Raw genomic sequence first — 24,422 nt, 5'->3', positions numbered from 1 at the left:
GGCGCTTTGAACATGATGAACAACATCCCAGGTCGTTTGGCGCGTAGCCTTCTGTTGCTGTTGTCGGTCGCCGCCAGTTGCAGCGCGCAGGCGGGGAACCCGATCGTCCCCGGCTGGTATGCCGATCCTGAAATCCGCATATTCGCAGGGCGCTACTGGATCTATCCGACTTATTCGGCCGACGACGGCGCGCCGCCCCGCGCCGGCAAGTTCACGCCCGAACAGCAGCGCATGCGCGCCCGCTCGGACCTGGTCTGGGCGCCGTTCCTCAAGCAGAGCTTTTTGGACGCGTTTTCCTCGCCGGACCTCGTGCATTGGACCAAACACCCGCGCGTTCTCGACGTCGAAAACGTCAGCTGGGCCGCCTACGCCGTGTGGGCGCCGTCGGCGGTCGCGCACAACGGCAAGTACTACCTGTTCTTCGGCGCCAACGACATCAAGGGCAACGGCCAGCCGGGCGGCATCGGGGTCGCGGTCAGCGAGCGGCCCGAAGGACCATTCAAGGATGCGCTGGGCAAGCCGCTGATCGGCGCGATCCATAACGGCGCCCAGCCGATCGACCAGATGGTGTTCCGGGACGACGATGGCCAGTTCTATATGTATTACGGCGGCTGGCGGCACCTGAACGTGGTCAGGCTGGCGCCGGACCTGCTGAGCGTCGTGGCGTTCGCGGATGGCACGACCTACAAGGAAATCACGCCGGATCCGGCCTATGTCGAAGGTCCGTTCATGGCCAAGCGCAACGGCACGTACTACATGATGTGGTCGGAAGGGGAATGGACCGGGCCCGATTACAGCGTGGCGTATGCGATGAGCGCCTCGTCGTACGGGCCCTTCAAGCGGATCGGCAAGATCCTCCAGCAGGACGGCCGGGTGGCCACCGGCGCCGGGCACCACTCGGTGGTCAATATTCCCGGCACCGACGACTGGTACATCGCCTATCACCGCCGGCCGCTGGGGGAGGAGGACGGCAACCACCGCCAGTTGGCCATCGAACGGCTGGAGTTCAATGACGACGGCACCATCCGGCCGGTGACGCTGACGGCGGCCGGCGTCGCGTCGCGGCCGATCGCGGCGGCGCGTTAGGCGTGCGCGCCGCCCTGGCGCTGGTTTTTTGGTCGGCCGGCCCCTGTCGGTTCGCTCGCGGTTCCGGTATCATTCGGCATGAACAAGAATTCTTTCCATCCGTTTGTCATTGGTGTCGCCGGCGGTAGCGGCAGCGGCAAGTCGACGGTGTCCCAGCAAGTGCTGGCGTCGTTTGGCGCCGATATGGTCTCGGTCGTGATGCAAGACGATTACTACCGCGACCAATCCCATCTCACCCCTGAAGTCCGTCGACAGCAGAATTACGACCATCCGCAGGCCTTCGACTGGCCGCTGCTGGTCAAACACGTCCGGGCGTTGCGCAATGGCGAAGCGATCGAAATGCCGGAGTACGACTTCACGCTCGATAATCGCTCCGACAGGACCATCCCGGTCAAGCCGGCACCGGTGATCGTCATCGAAGGCCTGTTTGCCTTGTATGACGCGGATTTGCGCAAAATGATGTCGTTGAAGATTTTCGTCGACACCGCCTCCGACGTACGCTTCATCCGCCGCTTGCAAAGGGATATCACCGAACGCGGTCGCTCGCTGGAGAGCGTCGTCGGCCAGTATCTGGAGACGGTGCGCCCGATGCACCAGCAATTCATCGAGCCCACCAAGCGGCACGCCGATGTGATTATTCCGCATGGCGCGAACGGCCCGGCGGTCGATGTGATCACCACCAAGGTGGCGAGCGTTATCGGGCAGTTGAAGCGATCCTGATTGAGGTTAATCTCCCCCGCATCGGGAAATCGCTACCGCACTGCTGAATATCGGCCAACCATTCTTTGCCATCATGGCAAGGTCAAGTCCAAGCCAATCATCCTGACCACGACGAAGGTGAGGAGGCCCAGGCCGAGGAGCGCTATCACGAAGACAGCGGCCACCTTGCCGCTCGCGCGTAGCACCGTGCCTGTCTCTTTCCCCTTCTTCCCTTGGTCGTAATGCCACTTGATGGCGAAGAACATGCCCGTGCCGAGCACGAGGGCCTTGAAGGCAACGAAGACTACAGGAATCCATTCCATCATTTTGAGTATTTCCAGGCTATTACATCTGATGCATACTAACTAAAAACAAGTTCCATACATTGAGACAAAATGTCCCAGGTGAAATCCATACAAGATGGAAATTCGGCGATCTGGTTGCCGCGATTGTCCGCGCACGGCGGGCCACGTTTTTTGCAGATCGCGGATGCGTTGCAGGCGGCGGTGGTGGATGGATCGCTGAAACCGGGTGACCGCCTACCGCCGCAGCGCCAGTTGGCGGCGCAGCTGGACGTCGACCTGACGACCATCACGCGCGCATACGACGAAGCGAGGCGCCGCAACTTGTTGGAGGGCCGCGGCGCTCGAGGCACTTACGTCGCGGCGCCGAAAGTCGAATTGACCTCGATCCTCGACCTGAGCATGAATACCCCGCCACCGCCGCATGGCGTGGACTTCGACGACATGGTGAAGCAAGGTTTGTCTCAAGTGCTGATGAGGGCAGATAATGAATTGCTGATGACTTACCACCTGGCCGGGGGCAGTGAATCCGACCGCAAGGCTGGAGCCAAGTGGCTCGAACCGATGTTTGGACATCTGGACTCTCGACAGCTTGTAGTCTGTCCGGGTGCGCAAGCGGCGATCGCCGCCTTGATCCTGGCGCTGACGCAGCCTGGTGATGTCATCCTGGCAGAGCCAACGACCTATCCCGGCTTGCGTGCGGCGGCGACCCAATTTGGCCGGAACATCATTGCGGTGGAAGCGGACCAGTACGGGATGGTGCCTGAGATGCTGGAGGACGCGTGCCGCCAGCACAAGCCTGCGCTGGTCTACCTCAATCCGACGTTACAGAACCCGACCGCCATCACCATTCCGGAACACCGGCGCAAGGAGCTCGCCAGCGTCGCGAAGCGCTGCAATGTACGCGTCATCGAGGACGATCCCTACTGGCTCCTTGCCGACGCGCCGCCACCGCCGATTGCCACGTTTGTCCCGGAACAGGTGTATTACATCTCGACCTTGTCGAAGTGCCTGACGCCCGGCTTGCGTGTCGCCTTCGTGCTGCTACGCGACCCGCACGAACGCGAACTTTTCCTGGCCGCGCTAAGATCATTTGCGCTGATGGTCGCGCCTCTGTCGGCCGCATTGGCCACCCAGTGGATACTCGACGGTTCGGCCGGCGGATTGATGCAAGGCGTACGTAACGAGGCGCGCCTGCGCCACTGTATGGCTCGCGATATTCTGGCCGGGCGGTACAACGGCGCCGGAGACGGCCTGCATGTCTGGCTCGAGTTGCCGGCGTATTGGAACTCCTCGCAGCTTGCGCGCGCGGCCGACAGCGAGGGCATCGCAGTCACGCCGGCGGAGGCATTCGCAACCGGCAGCGGAGCCGTGAACGCGATTCGCATCTCCTTGGGCAGCATCAAGGACCGTCGACGCTTACAGGCGGGTCTTCGACGGCTGTCTCATCTCCTGGCGCGGCGGCCCGAGTCGTACAGCGCTGCCGTGGTTTGACTGTCCTTCATCCGAGAGTTCGGCGAATTCGCGTCATATATTACGTTCGTAATGTATGATGTTTGGTATGGGAGTGAGGATTCGGAGCGGGATATGAAAGTCAGCAGGGAGCAGGTGGCGCTCAACCGGGAGCGCATCATCGAGACGGCGGCGCGGCTGTTCCGCCAGAAGGGCTATGACGGCATCGGCGTGGCCGATTTGATGAAAAGCGCCGGGCTGACGCATGGCGGGTTTTACGGCCACTTCGCCTCCAAGGAGGATCTGCTGGCCGAGGCCACCGCGCATGCGTTCAAGGCCTCGGTCGAGCGTTGGCGTGGCAAGGCGGCCCAGGCGCCCGAGACGGCGATGGCGAGCATCGGCGAGAGTTATTTGTCGGAGCGGCACCGCGATGAGCCGGAGCTGGGGTGTTCGATCACCTCGCTGGGCGCGGATATCGCGCGGCTCGGCCCCAAGGTGCGGCAGGCGCTGACCGAGGGGGCGAGGGGGCAGATCGCGGTGCTGGAGGAGTTGGCGCCGGGCGCCGACGCGGCGGCCAAGCGCAAACAGGCGCTGGCCACCTATGCGGCCATGGTCGGTGCGATCGTGCTGGCGCGGGCGGTGGACGACGAGGCGCTGTCTCTGGAGATTCTGGCGGCGGCGCGGGATTCGTTGCCCGTGGCGTGACGGTGCGCCACACCTCCTTATGCGTTTTTCGCATTACGTAATGTAAAAAACGAATTTGGCTCTGGACCGGCCCGGTCCGTTCGCGTACGCTGACGGTTTTCTGTTCGTGGAACGACGATGCTGCATTGGTTGAAGCACTACCGGCGCGCGCTGCTGCCTGGCGATATCAGCGCCGGCCTGGTGGTCGCCATGATGATGATCCCGCAGGGGATGGCCTATGCGCTGGTGGCCGGGCTGCCGCCCGTCGTCGGCATCTATGCCAGCATCCTGCCGCCGGTCGTCTATGCGCTGTTCGGCAGCAGCATGACGCAGTCGGTCGGGCCGATGGCCATCGTGTCGCTGATGACGGCGGCCGCCATCGGGCCGCTGGCGCCCCCCGGTTCGGCGCTGGCCGCCGTGCTGGCCGCCCAGCTGGCGATGGTGTCCGGCGTCGTGCTGCTGCTGTGCGGCGTGCTGCGCATGGGTTTCCTGGCCAATTTCTTCTCCCGTCCCGTGATGAGCGGCTTTACCGTCGGCTCGGCGATCGTCATCGCCTTCGACCAGGTTCGCACGCTGCTGGGCGCCGCGCCGCCCCATGTGCACATGCCGAGCGCGGTGCTGGGCGTCGGCTCGCTGCTGCTGCTGGTGCTGGCCAAGCAGTATCTGGCCGGCCTGCTGCGCCGCTGCGGCCTGCCGCCGGCCGTCGCCGACATCGGCGCCAAGCTGGCGCCGATGCTGGTGGTCCTGGGCGGCATCGGGCTGATGGCCACCACCGGCCTGGCCGAGATGGGCGTGCGCACCACCGGCTCGGTGCCCGCCGGTCTGCCGCGCCTGAACCTGGCCACGTCCGCCGCCCACTGGCCGCTGCTGCTGCAACCGGGCCTGCTGATCGGCTTTATCGTGTTCCTGATGTCGATGTCGGCGGCGCAGTCGCTGGCGCTCAAGCGCAACGAGAAGCTGGTCAGCAACCACGAGCTGGTGGGCCTGGGCGCGGCCAATGTCGCCAGCGCGCTGTCGGGCGGCTTTCCGGTGACGGGCAGCTTGTCGCGCTCGGCCGTCAATTTCGCCGCCGGCGCCAACACGCCGCTGGCGAGCCTGATCACGGCGGCGCTGCTGGCGTGCGCGCTGCTGGCGCCGACCGGCTGGCTGGCGCTGCTGCCGCTGCCGACGCTGGCCGCGACCATCATCGTCGCGGTGCTCGGCATGCTGGAGCTGGACATCCTGCGCACCGCCTGGCGCTACGACCGCGGCGACGCGCTGGCCTGGGGCGCGACCTGCCTGGGCGTGCTGGCGATGGGCGTGGAGGCGGGCGTGGTGGTCGGCGTGGCGCTTTCGATGGGGACCCTGATCTGGCGCGCCAGCCGGCCGCACATCGCGGTGCTGGGGCGCATCGCCGGCAGCGAGCATTTCCGCAATATCGAACGCTATCCGGCCGAGACCCGGCCGGAGCTGCTGGTGCTGCGCATCGACGCCAATCTCTTCTTCGGCAACGTCGAGGCGGTGGCCGCGCGCATCGAGTGCGAGCTGGCGACCCATCCGAGCGCGCGCCACCTGGTGCTGGTGATGACGGCGGTCAGCTCGATCGACACCACGGCGCTGTTCGCGCTGTCGGAGCTGAACCAGAGCCTCAAGCGGCGCGGCATCGGCATGCATCTGGCCGAGGTCAAGGGCCCGGTGATGGACAGGCTGCGCCACAGCGACCTGCTGCGCGACCTCAACGGCAAGCTGTTCCTCAGCACGGCGATGGCGTCCGACCACCTGCTGGCCGCCTCCAAAAACGTTGTTTAAATAATCATTATGTATATTATTTATACATTTAATTCCTGTGGGTAATAATACGCATGGACTTCCCGTCTGTTTGAAACTATGATTTAACTCCCTGGGCGCGCCCTGATGACGTCCCGCGCCCACAGACTAACTATCGACTGGTTGCCGATGCTGTACCGACTTGCCCGCCGCGCAGGCAGAATCTCGATCGCCATGTTCGTCAGCGTCACGCTGACGGCCGTGGTGACCTTGGTATTGACCACCTTCGCGCTGTACTTTTACCAGGTGGAGCGGGCCCACCGCTGGGACCAGCTGCACCAGACGCTGTCCAACAGCGCCGACGAGCTGGCGTCGGCGGTGGCGCTGCCGGCCTGGAACTTCGACGAAACCCAGATCACCACCATCATGCGCAGCGGCTTGAGCAACCGCGACCTGTACGCCAGCGCGGTGGTGCCGGCCAGCGGCAGCCGTCCGTTCATCCTGACGCGCGACCCGGCCGGGCACCTGGTCGAGGTCACGCGCGCGCCGGATAATCCGGAGCTGCTGTCGGAGCGGCGCCCCATCGTCGCCTCCGGCCGGCATATCGGCACCATCACCGTGTATGCCTCGCCGGTGCTGCTGCTCGAGCAGCTGCGCCAGCGCCGCTACTTCATCATCGGCATGATCTTCGTGCTCGACGTGACGCTGGTCCTGAGCCTGTACCTGCTGCTGTCGCAGCTCATTTTCAAACCCATCACCACCATCGAACGCTACGCCGCCAACGTCAAGGCGGGCCAGAACCCGGGCGCCTTGCCGCCGCGCGACTGGTTTTTCGGCGAGCTCAAAACCCTCAATTCGTCGATCCGCGACATGGTGCGCCTGATGGACAGCCGCTACGTGGCCATGCACGCGAGCGAGGAGCGGCTGCAGATCGCCAGCAGCGCGGCGGCCATCGGCATCTGGGACTGGAACATCGTCACCGGCCAATTGGTGTGGGACGAGCAGATGCTGCGCCTGTACGGCATGGACGAGGCCAGCGCGGCCGGCGCGGCCGCCTCGATGGACGAATGGATCGCGCGCATGCATCCGGACGACGCCATCCCGGTGCGCGCGCTGCTGGACCGGGCGCTGGCCGGCGGCGGCGACTTCGACGCCGAATTCCGCGTCACCTGGCCGGACGGCTCGCTGCACTACATGAAGGGCGAGGCGATGATCTTCCGCGACGCCGAGGGCCAGCCGGCGCGCGTGGTCGGCGTCAATTACGACATCACCGAGCACAAGGTGGCCGAGCAGGAGCTGCGCCGCCACCGCATCCACCTCGAGGACCTGGTTGCCGAGCGCACCAACGCGCTGTCGGTGGCGGTGCGCCAGGCGCAGGCGGCCAACCAGGCCAAGAGCATCTTCCTGGCCAATATGAGCCACGAGCTGCGCACGCCGCTCAATTCCGTGATCGGCTTTTCGCGCCTGATGGCCGATTCGAAGAACATGCTGCCGGAGGAGAAGCGCAACCTGGCGATCATCCACCGCTCGGGCGAGCACCTGCTCACGCTGATCAACGATATCCTCGAACTGTCCAAGATCGAGGCCGGGCGCGCGGTGCTGCAGACGGAGGTCATGAGCATCGACGAGATCCTGCAGGAGGTGATGGACATGGTCAGCATGCGCGCCGGCCAGACCGGCGTCGAGCTCGAACTCGATAGCGCCGGCGTGCCGGCCGGCGCCCGCGTCGACGGCACCAAGCTGCGCCAGGTGCTGCTCAACCTGATGTCGAACGCGGTCAAGTTCACCGGCCGCGGCAAGGTGACGTTGCGGGTGCGCGGCGCCATGCGCGAGGCCGACGGCGAGTGCCAGTGCGAGCTGGCGTTCGCGGTGATCGACGACGGCCCGGGCATTTCGCCGATCGACCAGACCCGCATTTTCGAGCCCTTCGTGCAGGCCGACGGCCCGGGCGCCAAGGAGGGCACCGGCCTGGGGCTGGCCATCTCGCGCGAGTTCGTCCAGCTGATGGGCGGGGTGCTGTCGGTGCAGTCGGTGCGCGGCGACGGCGCCACCTTCCAGTTCACGATCCGGGTGCCGGTGGAGGACGCGCAGGCGGCCGGCGACCAGCTGCTGGTGCTGGAGGCGCCCCATCGCGGGCGCCGCGCGGCTCCGGCCGACGACGGCGCCGACGGCGCGCCGCTGTCGGGCGCCGACCTGGCGCGGCTCGATCCGGCGCTGCGCGGCCAGTTGAAGGTGGCGCTGCAGGAGCTCAACCTGGCGCGCGTGGCGCTGTTGCTGCGGCCATTGCCGGCGGAATTGGGCGGCGTGGTCGCGCGCATGGAGCGCATGGTGCGGCTGCACCAGTATCCGCAGCTGTGCGCGCTGCTGGACCAGGCGGATAGCGAACTGGAGGCATAGGCCCGACAGGTATATCATAGTAGTTAGTACACGTTAGTACACGTTAGTACACGGATTCGGGATGCAACGGCAGCGGCAGCGCCGGTATCCCGCGGGCGGGCGGCGGCGAACAAGGCGAGAGAGTTTTACATGCACCGGGATTTATCGGAACAACACACCAAGGGCGAAGTGCTGATCGTGGAGGACACCCCAGCCTCGCTCAAGCTGCTCAGCGACCTGCTGACGGAGGCCGGCTATTACGTGCGCCAGGCGCCCAACGGCGAGCTGGCGCTGTGGACGGCGCAGTCGCGCCCCCCGGAGCTGATCCTGCTCGACATCCGCATGCCCGGCATCGACGGCTTCGAGGTCTGCAAGCGCCTCAAGGCGTCGCCGCAGTTGTGCAACGTGCCGGTGATCTTCCTGTCGGCGCAGCACGACACCGACGACAAGGTGCGCGGCTTCGCGCTGGGCGCGGTCGATTTCATCGCCAAACCGTTCCAGGCCGAGGAGATCCTGGCCCGCACCGACGCCCACGTGCGCCTGAGCCGTGCGCAGCACGCGCTGACGCTCGAACGCTCGCTGCTCGAGCAGCGCGTTGCCGAACGCACCGAGGAACTGGCCAAGGAGGTCGAGCAGCGCCGCGCCAGCGAGGAGTTCCTGCGGCTGGCCAGCAAGGTGTTCGAGGCGACCCAGGACGCCATCGTCGTCACCGACCGCGAGGCGCGCATCGTCGCCACCAATCCCGCCTTCACGCAGATCTCCGGCTACGAGGCGCAGGAGGTGATCGGCAAGAACGTCGTCATGCTGCACGCCGGCGAGCAGGACGCCGCCGCCTTCGAGCAGATGCTGCAGTCGGTCATGGGCACCGGCTTGTGGTCGGGCGAGATCATGGCGCGGCGCAAGAACGGCGACGTCTATCCCGGCCTGCTGAGCGCCTCGGTGGTGCGCGACGACGCCGGCCAGGTGGTCAACCACGTGGCCGTGTTCATGGACATCACCGAACGCAAGGCCGAGCAGCACCTGATCGACTTCCTGTCCAACCACGACGCGCTCACCGGGCTGCCCAACCGCCTGCTGGCGCGCCAGCGCTTCGACCAGACCCTGGGCACGGCGCGCCGCGAGGGCGGTTGCGTGGCCGTCATGTGCCTGGACCTGGACCGCTTCAAGAGCATCAACGACTCCTACGGCCACCAGGTCGGCGACAAGGCGCTGCAGGTGATCTCGCGCTTTTTGACCGACTGCGTGCGCGAGGGCGACACCGTCACCCGCCAGGGCGGCGACGAGTTCCAGATCATCGTCGCCGACGACGCCCAACTGAGCGCGACGATGCCGATGGCGCAAAAGATCCTGGCCGGCCTGCGCAAGGAGCTGGTGATCGACGGCCAGCAGCTCACCGTCACCTCCAGCATCGGCATCGCCGTCAGCCTGACCGACGGCGACAGCTTCGATGAACTGGTGCGCAACGCCGACACGGCGCTGTTCCGCGCCAAGGAGATCGGCCGCGACAACTACGCCTTCTTCACCGAGCGCATGGACGCCGAGATCCGCGACAAGCTGGCGATCCAGAGCCAGCTGCGCGGCGCCATCGCGCGCAACGAGTTCGAGGTCCACTACCAGCCGCAAATGTGCCTGAAAAACGGCGTCATGGCCGGCGCCGAGGCGCTGCTGCGCTGGAACAACGCGGTGCTGGGCCGGGTGCCGCCGAACCGCTTCATCCCGCTGGCCGAGGAGTATGGGCTGGTCAATTCGATCGGCGAGTGGGTGCTCGAGAGCGTGTGCGCGCAGATCAAGGTCTGGCAGGACCAGGGGCTGGGCGACATCAAGGTGGCGGTCAACCTGTCGGCCGGGCAGTTCGCCAACGACGCCACGGTGCCGTATGTGGAAAGCACGCTGCGCAAGTTCGGCATCGCGCCGGCCTGCCTGGGCCTGGAGATCACCGAGGGCACGGTGATGGGCGATCCGAACAAGGCGGTGGCGGCGCTGCGCAAACTCAAGGACATCGGCGTGAGCATCTCGCTCGACGACTTCGGCACCGGCTATTCCAGCCTCAGTTACCTCAAACGCTTCCCGATCGACGTGCTCAAGATCGACAAATCGTTCGTTGACGACGTCACCACCAGCGCCAACGACGCGGCCATCGCGCTGTCGGTGATCTCGCTGGCGCACAACCTGAACATGCGGGTGATCGCCGAGGGTGTCGAGACGCGCGAGCAGGTGCGCTTCCTGACCGAGCGCGGATGCGACGAGATGCAGGGATATTATTTCAGCCCGCCGCTCAACGGCGAGGCCTTCACCGCGCTGCTGCGCGAACGACGCAATCTGTTGGACATGTAATCAACCCTTCCACCACTGGAGCTCTATGGAAAAGAAGTTTGGCGCTGTCATCGTCGGCGCATGCATGGTCTTGTCGCTCAACGCCGTCGCCGCCCAGGCGCCGGCCGCCAAGGCCGGTCCCGCCGACGCGCAATTCAAAACCATCTACACGCAGGAGTGGAAGTGGCGCCTGAGCCAGAAGATGGAGGAGGGCGAGGACGACGAAAAGGGCGGCGCCACGCTGCCGCGCATCGACGCCGCCACCCAGGAAAAGCGCCTGGCCTACTGGCGCGACGTGATGAAAAAGCTCGACGGCATCCAGCAGAGCAAGCTGTCGGCAGGGGAGTTGATCAACTATCAGGTCTACAAGGCGCAGATCGGCGCGCTGATCGACGCGCAGAAGTTCCGCGAATACGAAAAGCCGCTCAACGCCGATACCGCGTTCTGGTCCAACCTGTCGGCCGCCGGGCGCGCCACGCTGACCAAGGAAAAGGAATACCGCGACTACATCAAGCAAATGTCGGACGTGCCGCGCTACTTCAACGACCAGATCGTCAACATGCGGGCCGGGATGGCGCGCGGCTTCACGCCGCCGAAGATCACGCTGGTGGGGCGCGACGGCTCGATCACTTCGGTGACCGAAGCGAAGACGGTGCAGGACAACGTGTTCTACCTGCCGTTCAAGGCCATGCCGGCGACGATGCCGGCGGCGCTGCAGGAGGAGCTGCGCGCCGAGGGCGCCAAGGCGATCGAGACCTACGTGCTGCCGTCGTATAAGAATCTGCTCAAGTTCATGCGCGAAGAGTACGTGCCGAAATCGCGCGAGGACCTGGCGGCGGAGAATCTGCCCGACGGCAAAGCGTACTACCAGTCGAAGATCGTCGAATTCACCACCACCACGATGAGCGCCGACGAGATCCACCAGATCGGCGTGAGCGAAATGGCCAAGATCCGCGGCGAGATGCTGGATGTGATCAAGCAGACCGGTTTCGAAGGCGACCTGCCGGCCTTCCTGCAGTTCCTGCGCACCGATTCGCGCTTCTACGCCAAGACGCCCGAGGAGCTGCTGATGCGCTCCGCCTGGGTGGCGAAGAAGTTCGACGGCAAGGTTGGCCAGTACTTCGGTTACCTGCCGCGCCGCCGCTTCGCCGTCATTCCGGTGCCGGACGACCAGGCGCCGTTTTACACGTCGGGCCGTGGAGGGCCGGGCGTCTATCTGGTCAACACCTACAACCTGCCGTCGCGCGCGCTGTACAGCATGCCGGCGCTGACCCTGCACGAATCGGCGCCGGGCCACGCCTTCCAGATGCCGGTGGCGATGGAGCAGAAGGGCCGTCCGGCCTTCCGCAACGCCTATATTTCGGCGTATGGCGAAGGCTGGGCGCTGTACAGCGAGCGGCTGGGCGTGGAGATGGGCATGTATGAAACCCCTTACGAGGTGTTCGGCATGCTCAGTTACCAGGCTTGGCGCGCTTCGCGCCTGGTGGTCGATACGGGCATCCACAGCAAGGGCTGGACGCGCAAACAGGCGCAGGATTATTTGAAGGCCAATACGGCGCTGTCGGAGCACGAGATCGAGACGGAGGTCGATCGCTATATCTCGTGGCCGGGACAGGCGCTGTCTTATTACCTGGGCGAGATGAGCATCATCAACGCGCGCAAGAAGGCCGAGGCGGCGCTGGGGCAGAAGTTCGACATCCGCGCCTTCCACGACACGGTGCTGCAATTGGGCTCCGTGCCGCTGCCGGTGCTCGAGGCGCGCATCGATTTGTTCATCAAGGAGGGGGGCAAGAGCCCTTATCCGAGTCTGGATTGATGGTCGCCGACGGCTCATCGATGGCGGATTACGCTACGCTAATCCGCCCTACGTGGTTCAGATGTTGGCGCATCGTGTGGCCACAGCATGTTCCGCTATCGGCCGATCCCCCGATCACGCCGCGCGATTTAACATATCGTTGGCGATCCACTCCAGCACCGACGGCCGGTGCGGCTGCCACCCCAACTGCTCGCGCGCCCGCTTGCCCCGCACGCGGCTGTTGGACCCAAGCCCGTACGACGCCATCTCATACCCCCATTCCTCCTTGGCCTGCTCCAGCGGCCAATCCTGCGGCTCGCCCAGATCGAGCGCGCGGGCCATGGCCGCCGCCATGTCGCGGAACGACGCCTCGCCACTTTCGACGAAATAAAACGCGCCGGCCTCGGTCTTCTCCAACGCCAGCAAATACAGATCGACCACGTCGTCGATATGCACGTTCGACCAGATGTTCAAACCCGGCCCGACATGGCGCACGATGCCGCTCTTGCGCGCCTGCTTGAGCAAGCGAGGCAACTGCACGCTGTCGCGCGGCAGCGCCCCGTGCCCGTAGATCAGCGTATTGCACAGCACCGCCGAGCGCACACCCTTGCCGGCGGCGGCCAGCACCAGATTGTCGATGGCGACGCGGGCCGCCTTATCCGGCGTCGGCTCGGGCAACTGGTCCTCATAATAAATGCGGTCCGTGCCCAAGCCACCCGACGCGTCGCCGACGATGCTCGAGCCGCTGGTGTGCAGGAACACCTTGCCCGAGCCGGCCAAGCCGTCGATGAAGGCTTCCACCGCCGCGCGGTTGTCGCTGCTGGCGGCGTTGATGACGGCGTCCGCCGAACGCGCCTGGGCGATCAGCAGATCGCGGTCGGCGAGCGAGCCGATAACGCCCGTCACGCCGATTTTTTGCAGTTCTGCGATCTGCTCCGGTTTGCGTACCAAGCCGACGACCTCATGCCCGGCCTTGACCAGCCCCGCCGCGATCGAACCGCCGATGAACCCTGCCGCGCCTGTGACGAATACCTTCATGTCGTGCTCCTGTCTGAATTTGGATGCTGAGAGTATGGCGGTGGACGCCATGCACACAAAGACCTTGGCGCGCAAAGCATAGTTGAGCTGGAGTCAAATAAATGATCACGTAGGGCGGATTAGCGTAGCGTAATCGGCCAATGCGTGCTCCGTTGGCGGCTCAACGATGGCGGATTACGGCGTTCCGCCTAATCCGCCCTACGTGATTGCGTGATCATTCGCACTGTGGTGGTGCGTTCTGTCCATTTTGGTGCAATAAATTTCTGCAGGGCAGTCTGCGCATCCCTTTCTGCTGGCACATAGCTTGCATAGGACAGACATTATTTATAAAACCACAAAGTCATGCCCGATTGCACCGTACCGTCCGACCTCGCCGCCAGCGCCGCGCACGCCGCCTGGCAGGCCAGTCTCACCGTCGGATTCGCGGACGCCGCCGGCACCACGCGGCTCTTTAATAATATCCACCACGGCCCGCTGCGTGTGCAGAAGGCGCTCTACCCGGAGGACGCCAAGGTGTGCCACGCCATCGTGGTCCATCCGCCCGGTGGCGTGGTGGGCGGCGACCAGCTGTCGATCGATATCGGCGTCGGCGACCGCGCGCACGCCTTCATCACCACCCCCGGCGCCGCCAAATGGTACAAGGCCAATGGCAATGTGTCGCGCCAGGCCGTCCATCTGCATTTGAACGAGGGCGCCACGCTCGAATGGCTGCCGCAGGAGACGATCTTTTTTGATACCGCTAACGTGGTGCTGGAACAGGACGTGGAACTGGCCGCCGGCGCCACCTTCATCGGCTGCGAGATCCTGTGCATGGGCCGCCGCGGCTCCGGAGAGGTGTTCAATACCGGCACCGTCACCCAGCGCAGCAGCATCCGCCGCGACGGCAAATTGATCTGGTGGGAGCAGGGCGCGATGGTCGGCGGTCGCCTCGGCAGTCCGCTGGCGCTGAACGGCCATACGGTTTGCGCCACCTTGATCGCCGCCGGCAAGGCGCTGCCGGCCGCCGTGCTGACCGAATTGCTGTCGCAAATCCGCGCCGATATCGCCGCCGACGGCGACCACGTTTTCGGCGTCACCCACACCAAGGGCGTGCTGGTGGCGCGCCATTTGGGCGACGACAGCGAAACCGCGCGCCGCCTCATGCTCACCGTGTGGCGCCGCGTGCGCCCGCTCCTGCTGGATCGCGAGGCCGTCACGCCGCGCATCTGGCAAACCTGATACTGGAACCCCGAACATGGATCTGACCCCAAGAGAAAAAGACAAGCTGTTGATTTTCACGGCCGGCATCGTGGCCGAACGCCGCCTCGCGCGCGGCCTGAAACTCAATTACCCGGAAGCGATCGCGCTGATCACCTGCGCCATCATGGAGGGCGCGCGCGACGGCAAGTCGGTGGCCCAGTTGATGGCCGACGGCACCCAGATACTGACGCGCGACCAGGTCATGGAGGGGATACCGGAAATGATCCCGGACATCCAGGTGGAAGCCACCTTCCCGGACGGCAGCAAGCTGGTGACAGTGCACAACCCGATACCCTGAGCCGCATCATGATTCACAACCCGAACCACCCCAAGACAGCTTTTTTAAGGAGCTCACTATGATACCCGGTGAATATCTGCTCACGGAGGGCGAGATCGGCCTCAATGAAGGCCGCGAAACCGAGACCGTCGTGGTGACCAACCAGGGCGACCGGCCGGTGCAGGTCGGCTCGCATTTCCATTTTTTCGAGGTGAACACGGAGCTCAAGTTCGAGCGCTGGAAGGCCTACGGCCGGCGCTTGAACATCGCCGCCGGCACCGCCGTGCGCTTCGAGCCGGGCCAGCAGCGCACCGTCGAACTGGTGAAGCTGGGCGGCGACCAGAACGTCTACGGCTTCAATGGAAAAGTGATGGGCAAGCTCGATTCCAACCCACCGAAAAGCTAATAATAAAAGGCTAACATGGCTACAATCTCGCGCCGCGCCTACTCGGAAATGTTCGGTCCCACCAAAGGGGACCGCGTCCGTCTGGCAGACACCGAACTGTTTATCGAAATCGAGCACGATTACGCCATCTACGGCGAAGAAGTCAAATTTGGCGGCGGCAAAGTGATCCGCGACGGCATGGGCCAGTCGCAGCGCGTGCGCGCCGACCCGATGGTCATGGACACCGTCATCACCAACGCGGTGATCGTCGACCACTGGGGCATCGTCAAGGCCGACATCGGCCTGAAGGACGGCATGATCGCCGCCATCGGCAAGGCCGGCAACCCGGACATCCAGCCCGGCGTGACGATGGCCATCGCCGGCGCCACCGAGATCATCGCCGGCGAAGGCATGATCGTCACCGCCGGCGGCGTCGACACCCATATCCATTTCATTTGCCCGCAGCAGATCGAGGAGGCCTTGATGAGCGGCGTGACGACGATGATCGGCGGCGGCACCGGGCCGTCGGCCGGCACCTCGGCCACCACCTGCACGCCGGGGCCGTGGCACTTGCATTCGATGCTGGGCGCGGCCGACGCCTTCCCGATGAACCTGGGCTTTCTCGGCAAAGGCAACGTCAGCCTGCCGGCGCCGCTCGAGGAGCAGGTGCGGGCCGGCGCCATCGGCCTCAAACTGCACGAGGACTGGGGCAGCACGCCGGCCGCCATCGACAACTGCCTGAGCGTGGCCGACAAGATGGACATCCAGGTGGCGATCCACAGCGACACGCTCAACGAGGGCGGCTACCTGGCCGACACGCTGGCCGCCTTCAAGGACCGCACCATCCACACCTTCCACACCGAGGGCGCGGGCGGCGGCCACGCGCCGGACATCATCGCCGCCGTCGGCGAGGGCAATGTGCTGCCGTCGTCGACCAATCCAACCCGCCCGTTCACCGTCAACACGCTCGACGAGCACCTCGACATGCTGATGGTCTGCCACCACCTCGACGCGGCGATCGCCGAGGACGTGGCCTTCGCCGAATCGCGCATCCGCCGCGAGACCATCGCGGCCGAGGACATCCTGCACGACATCGGCGCCATCTCGATGATGTCGTCCGACTCGCAGGCCATGGGCCGCGTCGGCGAGGTGGTCATGCGCACCTGGCAGACGGCGCACAAGATGAAGGTGCAGCGCGGACCGCTGGCGCCGGACTCCTCGCGCAACGACAACTTCCGCGTCAAGCGCTATATCGCCAAGTACACGATCAATCCCGCCATCACGCACGGCATCGCGCACGCGGTAGGCTCGGTGGAGGTGGGCAAGATCGCCGACCTGGTGCTGTGGAAGCCGGCCTTCTTCGGCGTCAAACCGTCGACGATACTCAAGGGCGGCATGATCGCCGCCGCGCAGATGGGCGACCCGAACGCGTCGATCCCGACGCCGCAGCCGGTGCATTACCGGATGATGTTCGGCGCCTTCGGTGGAGGGCTGAAAAAGTCGTTCACCTTCGTCTCGCAGGCGGCGTTCGACGACGGCATCGGCGACAAGCTCAAACTGAATAAAACGCTGATCGTCGCCAAGGACATGCGCGCGCTGCGCAAACACCACATGATCCACAACGGCGCCACGCCGAAGATGGAAGTCGATCCCGAAACCTACGAAGTGCGCGCCGACGGCGAGCTGCTGGTCTGCGAGGCCGCCTCCGTGCTGCCGATGGCGCAGCGTTACTTCCTGTTCTAATTACTTATGCTGACACTTCACACCAAGATTTCACCCGTGGACCACGCGGCCGCCAACATCGCGGCGCGCCTGGTGCTGCCCTACGAACTGCGCGAAAAATGCCGCCTGCGCGCCACGCTCGATACCGGCGAGGACGTCGCCGTCTTCACCGTGCGCGGCACCGTGCTGCGCGACGGCGACCTGCTGACGGGCGAGGACAAGCGCGTCGTCAAGGTGGTGGCCGCGCCGGAACCGACCTACAAGGTCACCTGCGCCGACGCGCACACCTTGCTGCGCTGCGCCTTCCACCTCGGTAACCGCCACACGCAGGCGCAGGTCGGCGACGGCTTCCTGCGCATCCGCGCCGACGCGGTGCTCAAGGAAATGCTGGCCGGCCTGGGTGCCAGGGTGGAGGAGGAGCAGGCCGCCTTCGAGCCGGAATCGGGCGCGTATGGGGGCGGGCACGCGCACCACGACGACGGAGGTCATCATCCGCTGGCGCCGATCCCGCTGCGCCAGAAGATCCACCGCCCCAGCGATCCGAAGTGAGCCGATTCTGATGCAAGCATCGGCGTTACTGAATCTGCTGCAATTCGCCAGTCCGGCCCTGCCGATCGGCGCGTACAGCTATTCGCAGGGGCTGGAGGCGGCGCTGGAAAACGGCATGGTCGCCAACGCCGAGCAGGCGCGCGCGTGGATACTGCGTCACCTGCACGAGGTGGTGGCGCAATGGGAGGCGCCGATCGCCTGGCGGTTGATGCGGGCGTGGTCGCGTCGCGACTGGGCGGCGGTGGCCGACTGGAGCGAGCGTTTCATCGCCTCGCGCGACAGCGCCGAATTCCGCGCCGAGACCATCCAGATGGGCTATTCGCTGACCAAGCTGGTGGCCGAACTGGATATCGTCGATGCCGAGATGCTGGCGCGCTTGCAGGGGGAGCCGGAAGTGGCCTTGCCGACCGCCTTCGCCTGCGCGGTGGCCGCGCTGGAGATCCCGCACGACGCCGCGCTGCTGGCGATGCTGTTCGCGTGGGCCGAAAACCAGGTGCTGGTGTGCGTCAAATCCGTGCCGCTGGGGCAGGTGGCGGGCCAGCGCATGCTGCTGTCGCTGCGGGCCGACATCGAAGCGGCCGCCCGCCATGCGCAAACCGTCGCCGACGACGACATGTGCAACTGGGCGCCGGGATTGTCGCTGCTGTCGATGAAGCACGAGGTCCAGTACAGCCGCCTTTACCGATCATGAATACTAGATAAACAATATAAAACATATGAAAACTTCAAATCCTTTACGCGTCGGCATCGGCGGCCCGGTTGGTTCCGGCAAGACGGCGCTGTGCGAAATGCTCTGCAAGGGCATGCGCGACCAGTTCGACATGGCCGTCATCACCAACGACATCTACACCAAGGAGGACATGGAGATCCTGCTGCGCGCCGACGCGCTGCCGGCCGAACGGTTGATGGGTGTGGAGACGGGCGGCTGCCCGCACACGGCGATCCGCGAGGACGCGTCGATCAACTTGGAGGCGATCGCGCGGATGCAGGCCGATTTTCCGAACCTGGACCTGATACTGGTGGAATCGGGTGGCGACAATCTGGCGGCGACGTTCAGCCCGGAGTTGTCGGACTTGACGATCTATGTGATCGATGTCGCCGGCGGCGAGAAGATTCCGCGCAAGGGTGGTCCCGGCATCACGCGTTCCGATCTGCTCATCATCAACAAGACCGACCTGGCGCCGCACGTGGGCGCCGATCTGGACGTGATGGCGCGCGACGCCAAGCAGCAGCGGGGCGCGCGCCCGTTCATCTTCACCAATCTGCGCAGCGGCGACGGCGTGGCCGCCGTCATCGATTTCATCCGCGAGCAGGGCCTGCTGGGGCAGGCCGCGCACGCCGCGTAACCACATGATCACGTAGGGCGGATTAGGCGGAACGCCGTAATCCGCCAATGCACGAGCCGTCGAAACGCATATTCAACAGGGAGATCCAATGTCAAAAAAATCCACACTCGCCATCCTGCTGGCGCTGGCCAGCAGCGCCGCCGCCGCCCACCCGCAAGCTGGTGGCGCGCACGTCCACGGCTTCCTGGACGGCTTCGCCCACCCCTTCACCGGCCTCGATCACCTGCTGGCGATGGTCGCCGTCGGCATCTGGAGCGTGCGCCAGCCGAACGCCAAATGGCTGCCGGCGACCTTCATCGGCATGGTGCTGGTCGGCGTGCTGACCGGCGTGGCCGGCCTGACGATCCCCGGCCTGGAAACCGGCATCGCGTTGACGGTGGCGACAATGGGTGTTCTGATCGCGCTGGCCGCGCGCCTGCCGGCGGCGGTGGGCGTATCGATGGTGGGCGTGTTCGCCGTCCTGCACGGCAACGCGCACGGCCACGAACTGCCGGCGGCGGCCAGCGCCTTCGGCTTGCTGCTGGTCAGCGCGGTGCTGGTCCACGGCGGCCGGATGCTGGGCCGCGTCAGCCCCGCGCTGGCGCTGAAGGTCTCCGGCGCCGCGATCGCCGCCACCGGCGTGATGCTGGCGGCGACGGTCTGAATCTAGTGGACTCTATTCGCGCGGCTCGGCGCGGCGCTCGGACAGCACGATCGGCGCCGCGTTTTGCGGATACAGTCCCAGATGTCCCTCGAAGCCGGCGCGGATGGCGGCCAGGTCGGCCTCCTGGTCGCCGGTCGGAAACACATGGTCGACCAGGCCGAGCGTCTTGTTCGGATAATCGATATACACCAGCACCAGCGGCACCTTGGCCTCCAGCGCCAGATGATAGAAGCCGCTCTTCCAGGTCGGGCGATAGGCGCGCGTGCCTTCCGGCGTGATGCCGACCCAGTACCAGTCGGCCGCGTTCATGCGCGCCGCCTGGGTTTTGATGGTGCCGCTCGGCGTGCCGCGTTCGACCGGCTCGCCCCCCAGTGCGCGGAACCACTTGCCCAGCGGTGACTTGAACAGCGTATCCTTGGCCAGCCAGCGGAACGGCAGGTCCAGCGCCCATTTGCCCAGCAGGCCGATGGGGAAGTCCCAGTTGGAGGTGTGCGGATAGATGACCATGATGCCGCGCGGACCGGGTAGGGGACGGTACAGCATGCGCCAGCCGAACAGGTTCAGGGCGCGCAGCGACAGGCGCTGCGCCAAGGTCGGCAGCGTCGCCGGTTTCAGTTCAAAATCGCTCATCCATCCCACCCCGTCGTTGTTTTATCTTATTTTCACTATTGACAGGTTGGCATAGACCTCGTCAAAAAAAGCGCGCAGGCATTCTATATTGGGGCGGGCGGCGGGGCAAGCCATTCCGGCCCGGCACAATTTGCCACGGGCCGGCACAAGTTCGATGCAATTGATGTATTGTAGCGTTCTTGATAATTCGCAAAAAAAAGGGGAACCATGATCTCGACTAAATTGACCCAACCGGTTGCCGTCATCGTTGCGGTCGCCGCCGCCTTTGCCACCGCGCCGGTTGAGGCCGCCGCACCGATGGCCAAGTTCCAGGCGCCCGGTTTTTATCGCACCACGTTGGGCGACTTCGAAGTCACCGTGCTCAACGATGGCACGCTGGACCTGCCGGTCAACAAACTGCTCAAGCAGCCGGCGGCCAAGACCGACGCGGCGCTGGCCAAGGTGTTCGAGAAGAGCCCGATCCAAACCTCGGTCAACGGTTTTCTGATCAACACCGGCAGCAAGCTGATCCTGATCGACGCCGGCGCCGCCAGCCTGTTCGGACCGACGCTGGGGCAACTGGTGGGTAATTTGAAGGCGTCCGGTTACAAGCCGGAGCAGGTCGACGAGATCTACATCACGCACATGCACAGCGACCACGTCGGCGGCCTGGCCAGCAACGAGCAGCGCGTGTTCCCGAACGCCATCGTGCGCGCGGGCAAGCTCGACGCCGATTACTATTTGAACCAGGCCAATCTGGACAAGGCGGCGCCGGAGGCGAAGGATAGTTTCCAGGGGCCGATGGTATCGATCAATCCGTACGTCAAGGCCGGCAAGTTCCAGCCCATCGTCGCCAACAGCGAGCTGGTGCCGGGGATTAAGTCGTACTTTAATGGTGGGCACACGGTGGGCCACATCACCTATGTGGTCGAGAGCAAGGGGCAGAAGCTGGTGTTGCTGGGCGATTTGCTGCATGTGCAGGGCGTGCAGTTTGACGACCCGGGCGTCGGCATCCAGTTCGACACGGACAGCACGATCGCCATCGCCGAGCGCAAGGAAGCGTTCGCGGCCGCGGCCAAGGGCGGCTATCTGATCGGCGCGGCGCACCTGTCGTTCCCGGCCCTGGGCCACGTGCGTGCGCAAGGCAAGGGTTACCAGTACGTGCCGATCAACTATACCCAGCCGCGTTGATGGTTTGATGTGTTGGCGGAGCTTGGCGGATTACGCTCCGCTAATCCGCCCTACGTGATCCCCGCCAAATCCACCGCCGGTTGAGCGACCCGGAGACACGTAGGGCGGATTAGGCGGAACGCCGTAATCGGCCATGCATGCGTCATCGACGGCGCATACATGGCCGATTACGCTGCGCTAATCCGCCCTACGTGATCCCCGGCAAATTCAGCCGCCGGGGACTCACACCAATTACGACGCCAGCGCCGGGTAGTCGGTGTAGCCGACGCCGTCCTGGCCGTAGAACGTTTCCGGCTTCCATTCGTTCAGCGGCGCCTCGGTCTGCAGCCGGCGCGGCAAGTCCGGATTCGAGATGAACGCCTTGCCGAAGGCGATGGCGTCGGCCGTGCCGGCGTCCAACAGATTCTGCGCGGTCTGCTTGTCCATGCTTTCATTGGCGATGTACACGCCGCCGAATTCCTTCTTCAGCAACGGTCCCAGGCTGTCCTCGCCCACCGCTTCGCGCGCGCAGATGAAGGCGATCTTGCGCTTGCCCAGCTCGCGCGCGACGTAGCCGAAGGTGGCCGCCGGATCGGAGTCGCCCATGTCGTGCGAGTCACGCCGCGGCGCCAGGTGCATGCCGACGCGATCGGCGCCCCATACCGCGATGCAGGCGTCGGTCACTTCCAGCATCAGGCGGGCGCGGTTTTCAATCGGGCCGCCGTAGTTGTCGGTGCGCTGGTTGGTTTTGTCTTGCAGGAACTGGTCGAGCAGGTAGCCGTTGGCGCCGTGGATCTCCACGCCGTCGAAGCCGGCCTTCTTGGCGTTTTCCGCGCCTTTCTTGTAGGCGGCGACGATGCCGGCCAACTCTTCCGTCTCCAGCGCGCGCGGCACCGGGTAGGCGCGCATCGGACGCAGCAGGCTGACGTGGCCTTCGGCGGCGATCGCGCTCGGCGCCACCGGCGCCTGGCCGTCCAGCAGCTCCGGATCGGAGATGCGGCCCACGTGCCACAGCTGGGCGAAGATCAGGCCGCCGGCCGCGTGCACCGCCGCCGTCACTTCCTTCCAGCCTTCCACCTGCTCGTCGGACCACAGGCCCGGCGTGTCGGCGTAGCCCACGCCCTGCGGGGTGACCGAGGTCGCCTCGCTCAGGATCAGGCCGGCGCTGGCGCGCTGTTCGTAGTACTTGGCCATCAGCGCGTTCGGCACGCGGGCGCCACCGATGGCGCGGGCGCGCGTCAGCGGCGCCATGATGACGCGGTTTTTCAGCGTGAGGTCGCCAATGGTGATCGGGTCGAAGAGGTTAGCCATGATGAGTTTCCTATAGTGTCATTTGGTCGATGAAGGCCTGGATGGTCGCTTCGTCGCGTTTAAAGTAGTTCCATTGACCGACCCGGTGAGACTTGATCAGGCCGGCTTTGAGCAGAATGGACAAGTGCGCCGACACCGTCGATTGCGACAGCGCCGCGCGGTGGTCGATCTGGCCCGCGCACACGCCAAAACTGTGCGGGTGCGCCTGCTCCGGAAAGTACTGTTCCGGGTCCTTCAGCCACGCCAGGATCTGGCGGCGCATCGGGTTGGCAAGGGCTTTGTGTATCGCGTCTATGTCCATCTGGGTTCACCTGGGTCAAAAATTGAATCGGCTTATGACGATATATGTATCGTATTTTTCCGATTTCAATATCGGTATCTTACGATATAAATGAAATTCGTGCTCGCGGCTGGCTAACGGCTGAAAAATCCTTTATGTTACTGGAACATTGACCGAATTCTAACGAGGCGCATATGTCTAGCCATTATCTGGATGTGGCCATCGGGTTGTCGTACACCTTTCTGGCCGTCAGCCTGCTGTGCAGCGCGACGCGCGAGGCGATCGCCTCGCTGTTCCAGACGCGCGCCAAGTTGCTGCTCGACGGCGTGCTGACGATGCTGCACGAGTCCGGCGGCAAACCGCGCGTGCGCGGCATTATCCCATCGATCAAGCGGCTGTTGCGGCTCGACACCGGCTTCGGCCTCGACAAGCTGGGCGCGGCCTCGCTGACCGCCGCCGTCATGGACCATCCGCTGATCCAGGGCATGGCGCAGCGGGGGCGCATGCCGTCGTACATCCCGTCGACCATTTTCGCGCGCGCGTTCGTGTCGACCTTGACGGCCAAATACGGCAAGGCGCAGACGGCCGCGATGCTGCTGGCGCAGGTCGGCAACGAGGGATTGGCCCGCACCTTGCTGGCGATCATGGGGGAGGGCCCGGACGACGTGGCGGCACTGGAAAACGCCGTGCGCATCTGGTACGAAACGGTGATGGAGCGCATCACCGGCTGGTACAAGCGGCGCTCGCAGCTGGTGTTGTTTTGTGTCGGCCTGTTCTACGCCACCGCGATGAACATCGACGCCATCGAACTGAGCAAACGCCTGTGGGGCGACGAGCAGGTGGCGGCCCAGCTGGCGCAGCAGGGCGCCGACGGCGTCGCCAGCGGACGGCTGAAGCCGCCGGTTCCGCCGGCCGCCGGCGCGCCGGCCGCGACGCCGCTGGAGCAGGCCGCCGTCGCCAAAAAAGAATGGCAGATGGTGGAGAAATTGCCGATCGGCTGGCCGTCCGCGCGCTTCGACGGCGCCGACGGCAAGGGTGTTCGCGCCTTCCTGGGCGCGCTCGCGTTTGCGCTGATGGGTTGGATTGTGACCGCCTTCGCCTCGTCGCTGGGGGCGCCGTTCTGGTTCGACGGCATCGGATGGCTGCTGGCGCTGCGCGGCAGCGGCGCGCGGCCGCAGACCGAGACCACGCCGGTGGTGGTGCAGACCATCACGCTGCCGAGCATGTCCGTCGCCAAGCCGCGGCTGGACTGATCGCAACGGTTTTGGGGTTAGGGTCGGCTTTCGCCGCAAAGCGGCCCTCGTCCCTCACGTAGGAGCAGGAATTCCATCGCGCTCCCCCGTAGGAGTATGCACAGGGGTGGGCCGCCCAACTCATTGTAGCAAAAGCCCGATTTTCGG

General features: G+C 65.0%; 23 protein-coding genes. 18 read left to right on the top strand and 5 right to left on the bottom strand.

From position 1 onward, the window contains the following. Positions 1 to 12 precede the first annotated feature (12 nt). Together JOD97_RS13535 and udk are read left to right on the top strand one after the other, a co-directional pair. Positions 13 to 1,086 carry a glycoside hydrolase family 43 protein gene (locus tag JOD97_RS13535; RefSeq protein ID WP_229264435.1) on the top strand — a complete coding sequence of 358 codons (1,074 nt, stop codon included), beginning with the start codon at positions 13 to 15 and terminating at the stop codon, positions 1,084 to 1,086. Positions 1,087 to 1,164: 78 nt separating this feature from the next. Next, positions 1,165 to 1,806, top strand: coding sequence for a uridine kinase (udk, locus tag JOD97_RS13530; RefSeq protein ID WP_209718365.1), 642 nt, complete (start codon positions 1,165 to 1,167; stop codon positions 1,804 to 1,806). Between the two features lie 71 nt (positions 1,807 to 1,877). Here udk and JOD97_RS13525 read toward each other — a convergent pair whose 3' ends face one another. After that, on the bottom strand, positions 1,878 to 2,111 hold the full coding sequence (locus JOD97_RS13525) for a hypothetical protein (RefSeq protein WP_209718362.1): 234 nt from the start codon (positions 2,109 to 2,111) through the stop codon (positions 1,878 to 1,880). Positions 2,112 to 2,180: 69 nt separating this feature from the next. Between JOD97_RS13525 and JOD97_RS13520 the strand changes: the two genes are divergently transcribed. The 6 genes from JOD97_RS13520 (at position 2,181) to JOD97_RS13495 (ending at position 12,474) form a co-directional block, all read left to right on the top strand. Beyond that, a complete protein-coding gene (locus JOD97_RS13520) occupies positions 2,181 to 3,581 on the top strand; it encodes a PLP-dependent aminotransferase family protein (protein WP_209718360.1) in 1,401 nt (466 codons plus the stop codon). A 93-nt stretch (positions 3,582 to 3,674) separates the two neighbouring features. Next, a complete protein-coding gene (locus JOD97_RS13515) occupies positions 3,675 to 4,244 on the top strand; it encodes a TetR/AcrR family transcriptional regulator (protein ID WP_209718358.1) in 570 nt (189 codons plus the stop codon). 117 nt (positions 4,245 to 4,361) lie between these two features. Further along, complete coding sequence (locus JOD97_RS13510; protein WP_209718355.1) at positions 4,362 to 6,011, top strand: SulP family inorganic anion transporter; 1,650 nt, start codon at positions 4,362 to 4,364, stop codon at positions 6,009 to 6,011. A 105-nt stretch (positions 6,012 to 6,116) separates the two neighbouring features. Continuing rightward, on the top strand, positions 6,117 to 8,366 hold the full coding sequence (locus JOD97_RS13505) for a HAMP domain-containing sensor histidine kinase (protein ID WP_229264434.1): 2,250 nt from the start codon (positions 6,117 to 6,119) through the stop codon (positions 8,364 to 8,366). Between the two features lie 129 nt (positions 8,367 to 8,495). Continuing rightward, the gene (locus tag JOD97_RS13500) at positions 8,496 to 10,679 is read left to right on the top strand and encodes a GGDEF domain-containing response regulator (protein WP_209718352.1); all 2,184 of its coding nucleotides are present in this window, start codon (positions 8,496 to 8,498) and stop codon (positions 10,677 to 10,679) included. Between the two features lie 25 nt (positions 10,680 to 10,704). Next, positions 10,705 to 12,474, top strand: a complete 1,770-nt coding sequence (locus JOD97_RS13495) for a DUF885 family protein (RefSeq protein WP_209718349.1) — start codon at positions 10,705 to 10,707, stop codon at positions 12,472 to 12,474. Positions 12,475 to 12,588: 114 nt separating this feature from the next. On the opposite strand, the gene JOD97_RS13490 is transcribed toward JOD97_RS13495, so the two are convergent. Further along, positions 12,589 to 13,491 carry an NAD-dependent epimerase/dehydratase family protein gene (locus JOD97_RS13490; RefSeq protein ID WP_209718347.1) on the bottom strand — a complete coding sequence of 301 codons (903 nt, stop codon included), beginning with the start codon at positions 13,489 to 13,491 and terminating at the stop codon, positions 12,589 to 12,591. Positions 13,492 to 13,833: 342 nt separating this feature from the next. Between JOD97_RS13490 and JOD97_RS13485 the strand changes: the two genes are divergently transcribed. From JOD97_RS13485 to JOD97_RS13450, 8 genes are all read left to right on the top strand, one after another. Next, on the top strand, positions 13,834 to 14,709 hold the full coding sequence (locus tag JOD97_RS13485; RefSeq protein ID WP_209718344.1) for an urease accessory protein UreD: 876 nt from the start codon (positions 13,834 to 13,836) through the stop codon (positions 14,707 to 14,709). Between the two features lie 16 nt (positions 14,710 to 14,725). Then, the gene (locus tag JOD97_RS13480) at positions 14,726 to 15,028 is read left to right on the top strand and encodes an urease subunit gamma (protein WP_209718341.1); all 303 of its coding nucleotides are present in this window, start codon (positions 14,726 to 14,728) and stop codon (positions 15,026 to 15,028) included. 58 nt (positions 15,029 to 15,086) lie between these two features. Next, the gene (locus JOD97_RS13475) at positions 15,087 to 15,413 is read left to right on the top strand and encodes an urease subunit beta (RefSeq protein WP_209718338.1); all 327 of its coding nucleotides are present in this window, start codon (positions 15,087 to 15,089) and stop codon (positions 15,411 to 15,413) included. A 15-nt stretch (positions 15,414 to 15,428) separates the two neighbouring features. Continuing rightward, positions 15,429 to 17,135, top strand: coding sequence for an urease subunit alpha (ureC, locus tag JOD97_RS13470; protein ID WP_209718335.1), 1,707 nt, complete (start codon positions 15,429 to 15,431; stop codon positions 17,133 to 17,135). A gap of 6 nt (positions 17,136 to 17,141) precedes the next feature. Then, positions 17,142 to 17,663: an urease accessory protein UreE gene (gene ureE, locus JOD97_RS13465; protein ID WP_209718332.1), complete on the top strand. Its 522-nt coding sequence runs from the start codon at positions 17,142 to 17,144 to the stop codon at positions 17,661 to 17,663. Between the two features lie 10 nt (positions 17,664 to 17,673). Next, positions 17,674 to 18,354, top strand: a complete 681-nt coding sequence (locus JOD97_RS13460) for an urease accessory protein UreF (protein ID WP_209718329.1) — start codon at positions 17,674 to 17,676, stop codon at positions 18,352 to 18,354. 25 nt (positions 18,355 to 18,379) lie between these two features. After that, on the top strand, positions 18,380 to 19,009 hold the full coding sequence (gene ureG, locus JOD97_RS13455; protein ID WP_209718326.1) for an urease accessory protein UreG: 630 nt from the start codon (positions 18,380 to 18,382) through the stop codon (positions 19,007 to 19,009). Between the two features lie 88 nt (positions 19,010 to 19,097). After that, positions 19,098 to 19,652: a HupE/UreJ family protein gene (locus tag JOD97_RS13450; RefSeq protein WP_209718323.1), complete on the top strand. Its 555-nt coding sequence runs from the start codon at positions 19,098 to 19,100 to the stop codon at positions 19,650 to 19,652. A gap of 12 nt (positions 19,653 to 19,664) precedes the next feature. Here JOD97_RS13450 and JOD97_RS13445 read toward each other — a convergent pair whose 3' ends face one another. Then, positions 19,665 to 20,282, bottom strand: a complete 618-nt coding sequence (locus JOD97_RS13445; protein ID WP_209718318.1) for a 1-acyl-sn-glycerol-3-phosphate acyltransferase — start codon at positions 20,280 to 20,282, stop codon at positions 19,665 to 19,667. Positions 20,283 to 20,489: 207 nt separating this feature from the next. Between JOD97_RS13445 and JOD97_RS13440 the strand changes: the two genes are divergently transcribed. Then, positions 20,490 to 21,452, top strand: coding sequence for an MBL fold metallo-hydrolase (locus tag JOD97_RS13440; RefSeq protein ID WP_209718315.1), 963 nt, complete (start codon positions 20,490 to 20,492; stop codon positions 21,450 to 21,452). A gap of 231 nt (positions 21,453 to 21,683) precedes the next feature. On the opposite strand, the gene JOD97_RS13435 is transcribed toward JOD97_RS13440, so the two are convergent. Both JOD97_RS13435 and JOD97_RS13430 read right to left on the bottom strand, forming a co-directional pair. Next, positions 21,684 to 22,742 carry an alkene reductase gene (locus JOD97_RS13435; RefSeq protein ID WP_209718312.1) on the bottom strand — a complete coding sequence of 353 codons (1,059 nt, stop codon included), beginning with the start codon at positions 22,740 to 22,742 and terminating at the stop codon, positions 21,684 to 21,686. A gap of 10 nt (positions 22,743 to 22,752) precedes the next feature. Continuing rightward, a complete protein-coding gene (locus JOD97_RS13430; RefSeq protein WP_209718309.1) occupies positions 22,753 to 23,043 on the bottom strand; it encodes a helix-turn-helix transcriptional regulator in 291 nt (96 codons plus the stop codon). 173 nt (positions 23,044 to 23,216) lie between these two features. Here JOD97_RS13430 and JOD97_RS13425 point away from each other — a divergent pair, with 173 nt between their 5' ends. After that, entirely contained in the window at positions 23,217 to 24,275 is a 1,059-nt protein-coding gene (locus tag JOD97_RS13425; protein WP_209718307.1) for a hypothetical protein, read from the top strand. Positions 24,276 to 24,422 lie beyond the last annotated feature (147 nt).

The organism is Duganella sp. 1411 (assembly GCF_017833525.1).
Classification (GTDB): domain Bacteria; phylum Pseudomonadota; class Gammaproteobacteria; order Burkholderiales; family Burkholderiaceae_D; genus Rugamonas.
This window is presented reverse-complemented; position numbering and strand designations above follow the sequence as displayed.

Bases quoted from the DNA above. Each gene is read 5' to 3' on its own strand.
- JOD97_RS13535 (WP_229264435.1), top strand. From the start codon at position 13: ATGATGAACAACATCCCAGGTCGTTTGGCGCGTAGCCTTCTGTTGCTG.
- udk (WP_209718365.1), top strand. From the start codon at position 1,165: ATGAACAAGAATTCTTTCCATCCGTTTGTCATTGGTGTCGCCGGCGGT.
- JOD97_RS13525 (WP_209718362.1), bottom strand. From the start codon at position 2,111: ATGATGGAATGGATTCCTGTAGTCTTCGTTGCCTTCAAGGCCCTCGTG.
- JOD97_RS13520 (WP_209718360.1), top strand. From the start codon at position 2,181: ATGTCCCAGGTGAAATCCATACAAGATGGAAATTCGGCGATCTGGTTG.
- JOD97_RS13515 (WP_209718358.1), top strand. From the start codon at position 3,675: ATGAAAGTCAGCAGGGAGCAGGTGGCGCTCAACCGGGAGCGCATCATC.
- JOD97_RS13510 (WP_209718355.1), top strand. From the start codon at position 4,362: ATGCTGCATTGGTTGAAGCACTACCGGCGCGCGCTGCTGCCTGGCGAT.
- JOD97_RS13505 (WP_229264434.1), top strand. From the start codon at position 6,117: ATGACGTCCCGCGCCCACAGACTAACTATCGACTGGTTGCCGATGCTG.
- JOD97_RS13500 (WP_209718352.1), top strand. From the start codon at position 8,496: ATGCACCGGGATTTATCGGAACAACACACCAAGGGCGAAGTGCTGATC.
- JOD97_RS13495 (WP_209718349.1), top strand. From the start codon at position 10,705: ATGGAAAAGAAGTTTGGCGCTGTCATCGTCGGCGCATGCATGGTCTTG.
- JOD97_RS13490 (WP_209718347.1), bottom strand. From the start codon at position 13,491: ATGAAGGTATTCGTCACAGGCGCGGCAGGGTTCATCGGCGGTTCGATC.
- JOD97_RS13485 (WP_209718344.1), top strand. From the start codon at position 13,834: ATGCCCGATTGCACCGTACCGTCCGACCTCGCCGCCAGCGCCGCGCAC.
- JOD97_RS13480 (WP_209718341.1), top strand. From the start codon at position 14,726: ATGGATCTGACCCCAAGAGAAAAAGACAAGCTGTTGATTTTCACGGCC.
- JOD97_RS13475 (WP_209718338.1), top strand. From the start codon at position 15,087: ATGATACCCGGTGAATATCTGCTCACGGAGGGCGAGATCGGCCTCAAT.
- ureC (WP_209718335.1), top strand. From the start codon at position 15,429: ATGGCTACAATCTCGCGCCGCGCCTACTCGGAAATGTTCGGTCCCACC.
- ureE (WP_209718332.1), top strand. From the start codon at position 17,142: ATGCTGACACTTCACACCAAGATTTCACCCGTGGACCACGCGGCCGCC.
- JOD97_RS13460 (WP_209718329.1), top strand. From the start codon at position 17,674: ATGCAAGCATCGGCGTTACTGAATCTGCTGCAATTCGCCAGTCCGGCC.
- ureG (WP_209718326.1), top strand. From the start codon at position 18,380: ATGAAAACTTCAAATCCTTTACGCGTCGGCATCGGCGGCCCGGTTGGT.
- JOD97_RS13450 (WP_209718323.1), top strand. From the start codon at position 19,098: ATGTCAAAAAAATCCACACTCGCCATCCTGCTGGCGCTGGCCAGCAGC.
- JOD97_RS13445 (WP_209718318.1), bottom strand. From the start codon at position 20,282: ATGAGCGATTTTGAACTGAAACCGGCGACGCTGCCGACCTTGGCGCAG.
- JOD97_RS13440 (WP_209718315.1), top strand. From the start codon at position 20,490: ATGATCTCGACTAAATTGACCCAACCGGTTGCCGTCATCGTTGCGGTC.
- JOD97_RS13435 (WP_209718312.1), bottom strand. From the start codon at position 22,742: ATGGCTAACCTCTTCGACCCGATCACCATTGGCGACCTCACGCTGAAA.
- JOD97_RS13430 (WP_209718309.1), bottom strand. From the start codon at position 23,043: ATGGACATAGACGCGATACACAAAGCCCTTGCCAACCCGATGCGCCGC.
- JOD97_RS13425 (WP_209718307.1), top strand. From the start codon at position 23,217: ATGTCTAGCCATTATCTGGATGTGGCCATCGGGTTGTCGTACACCTTT.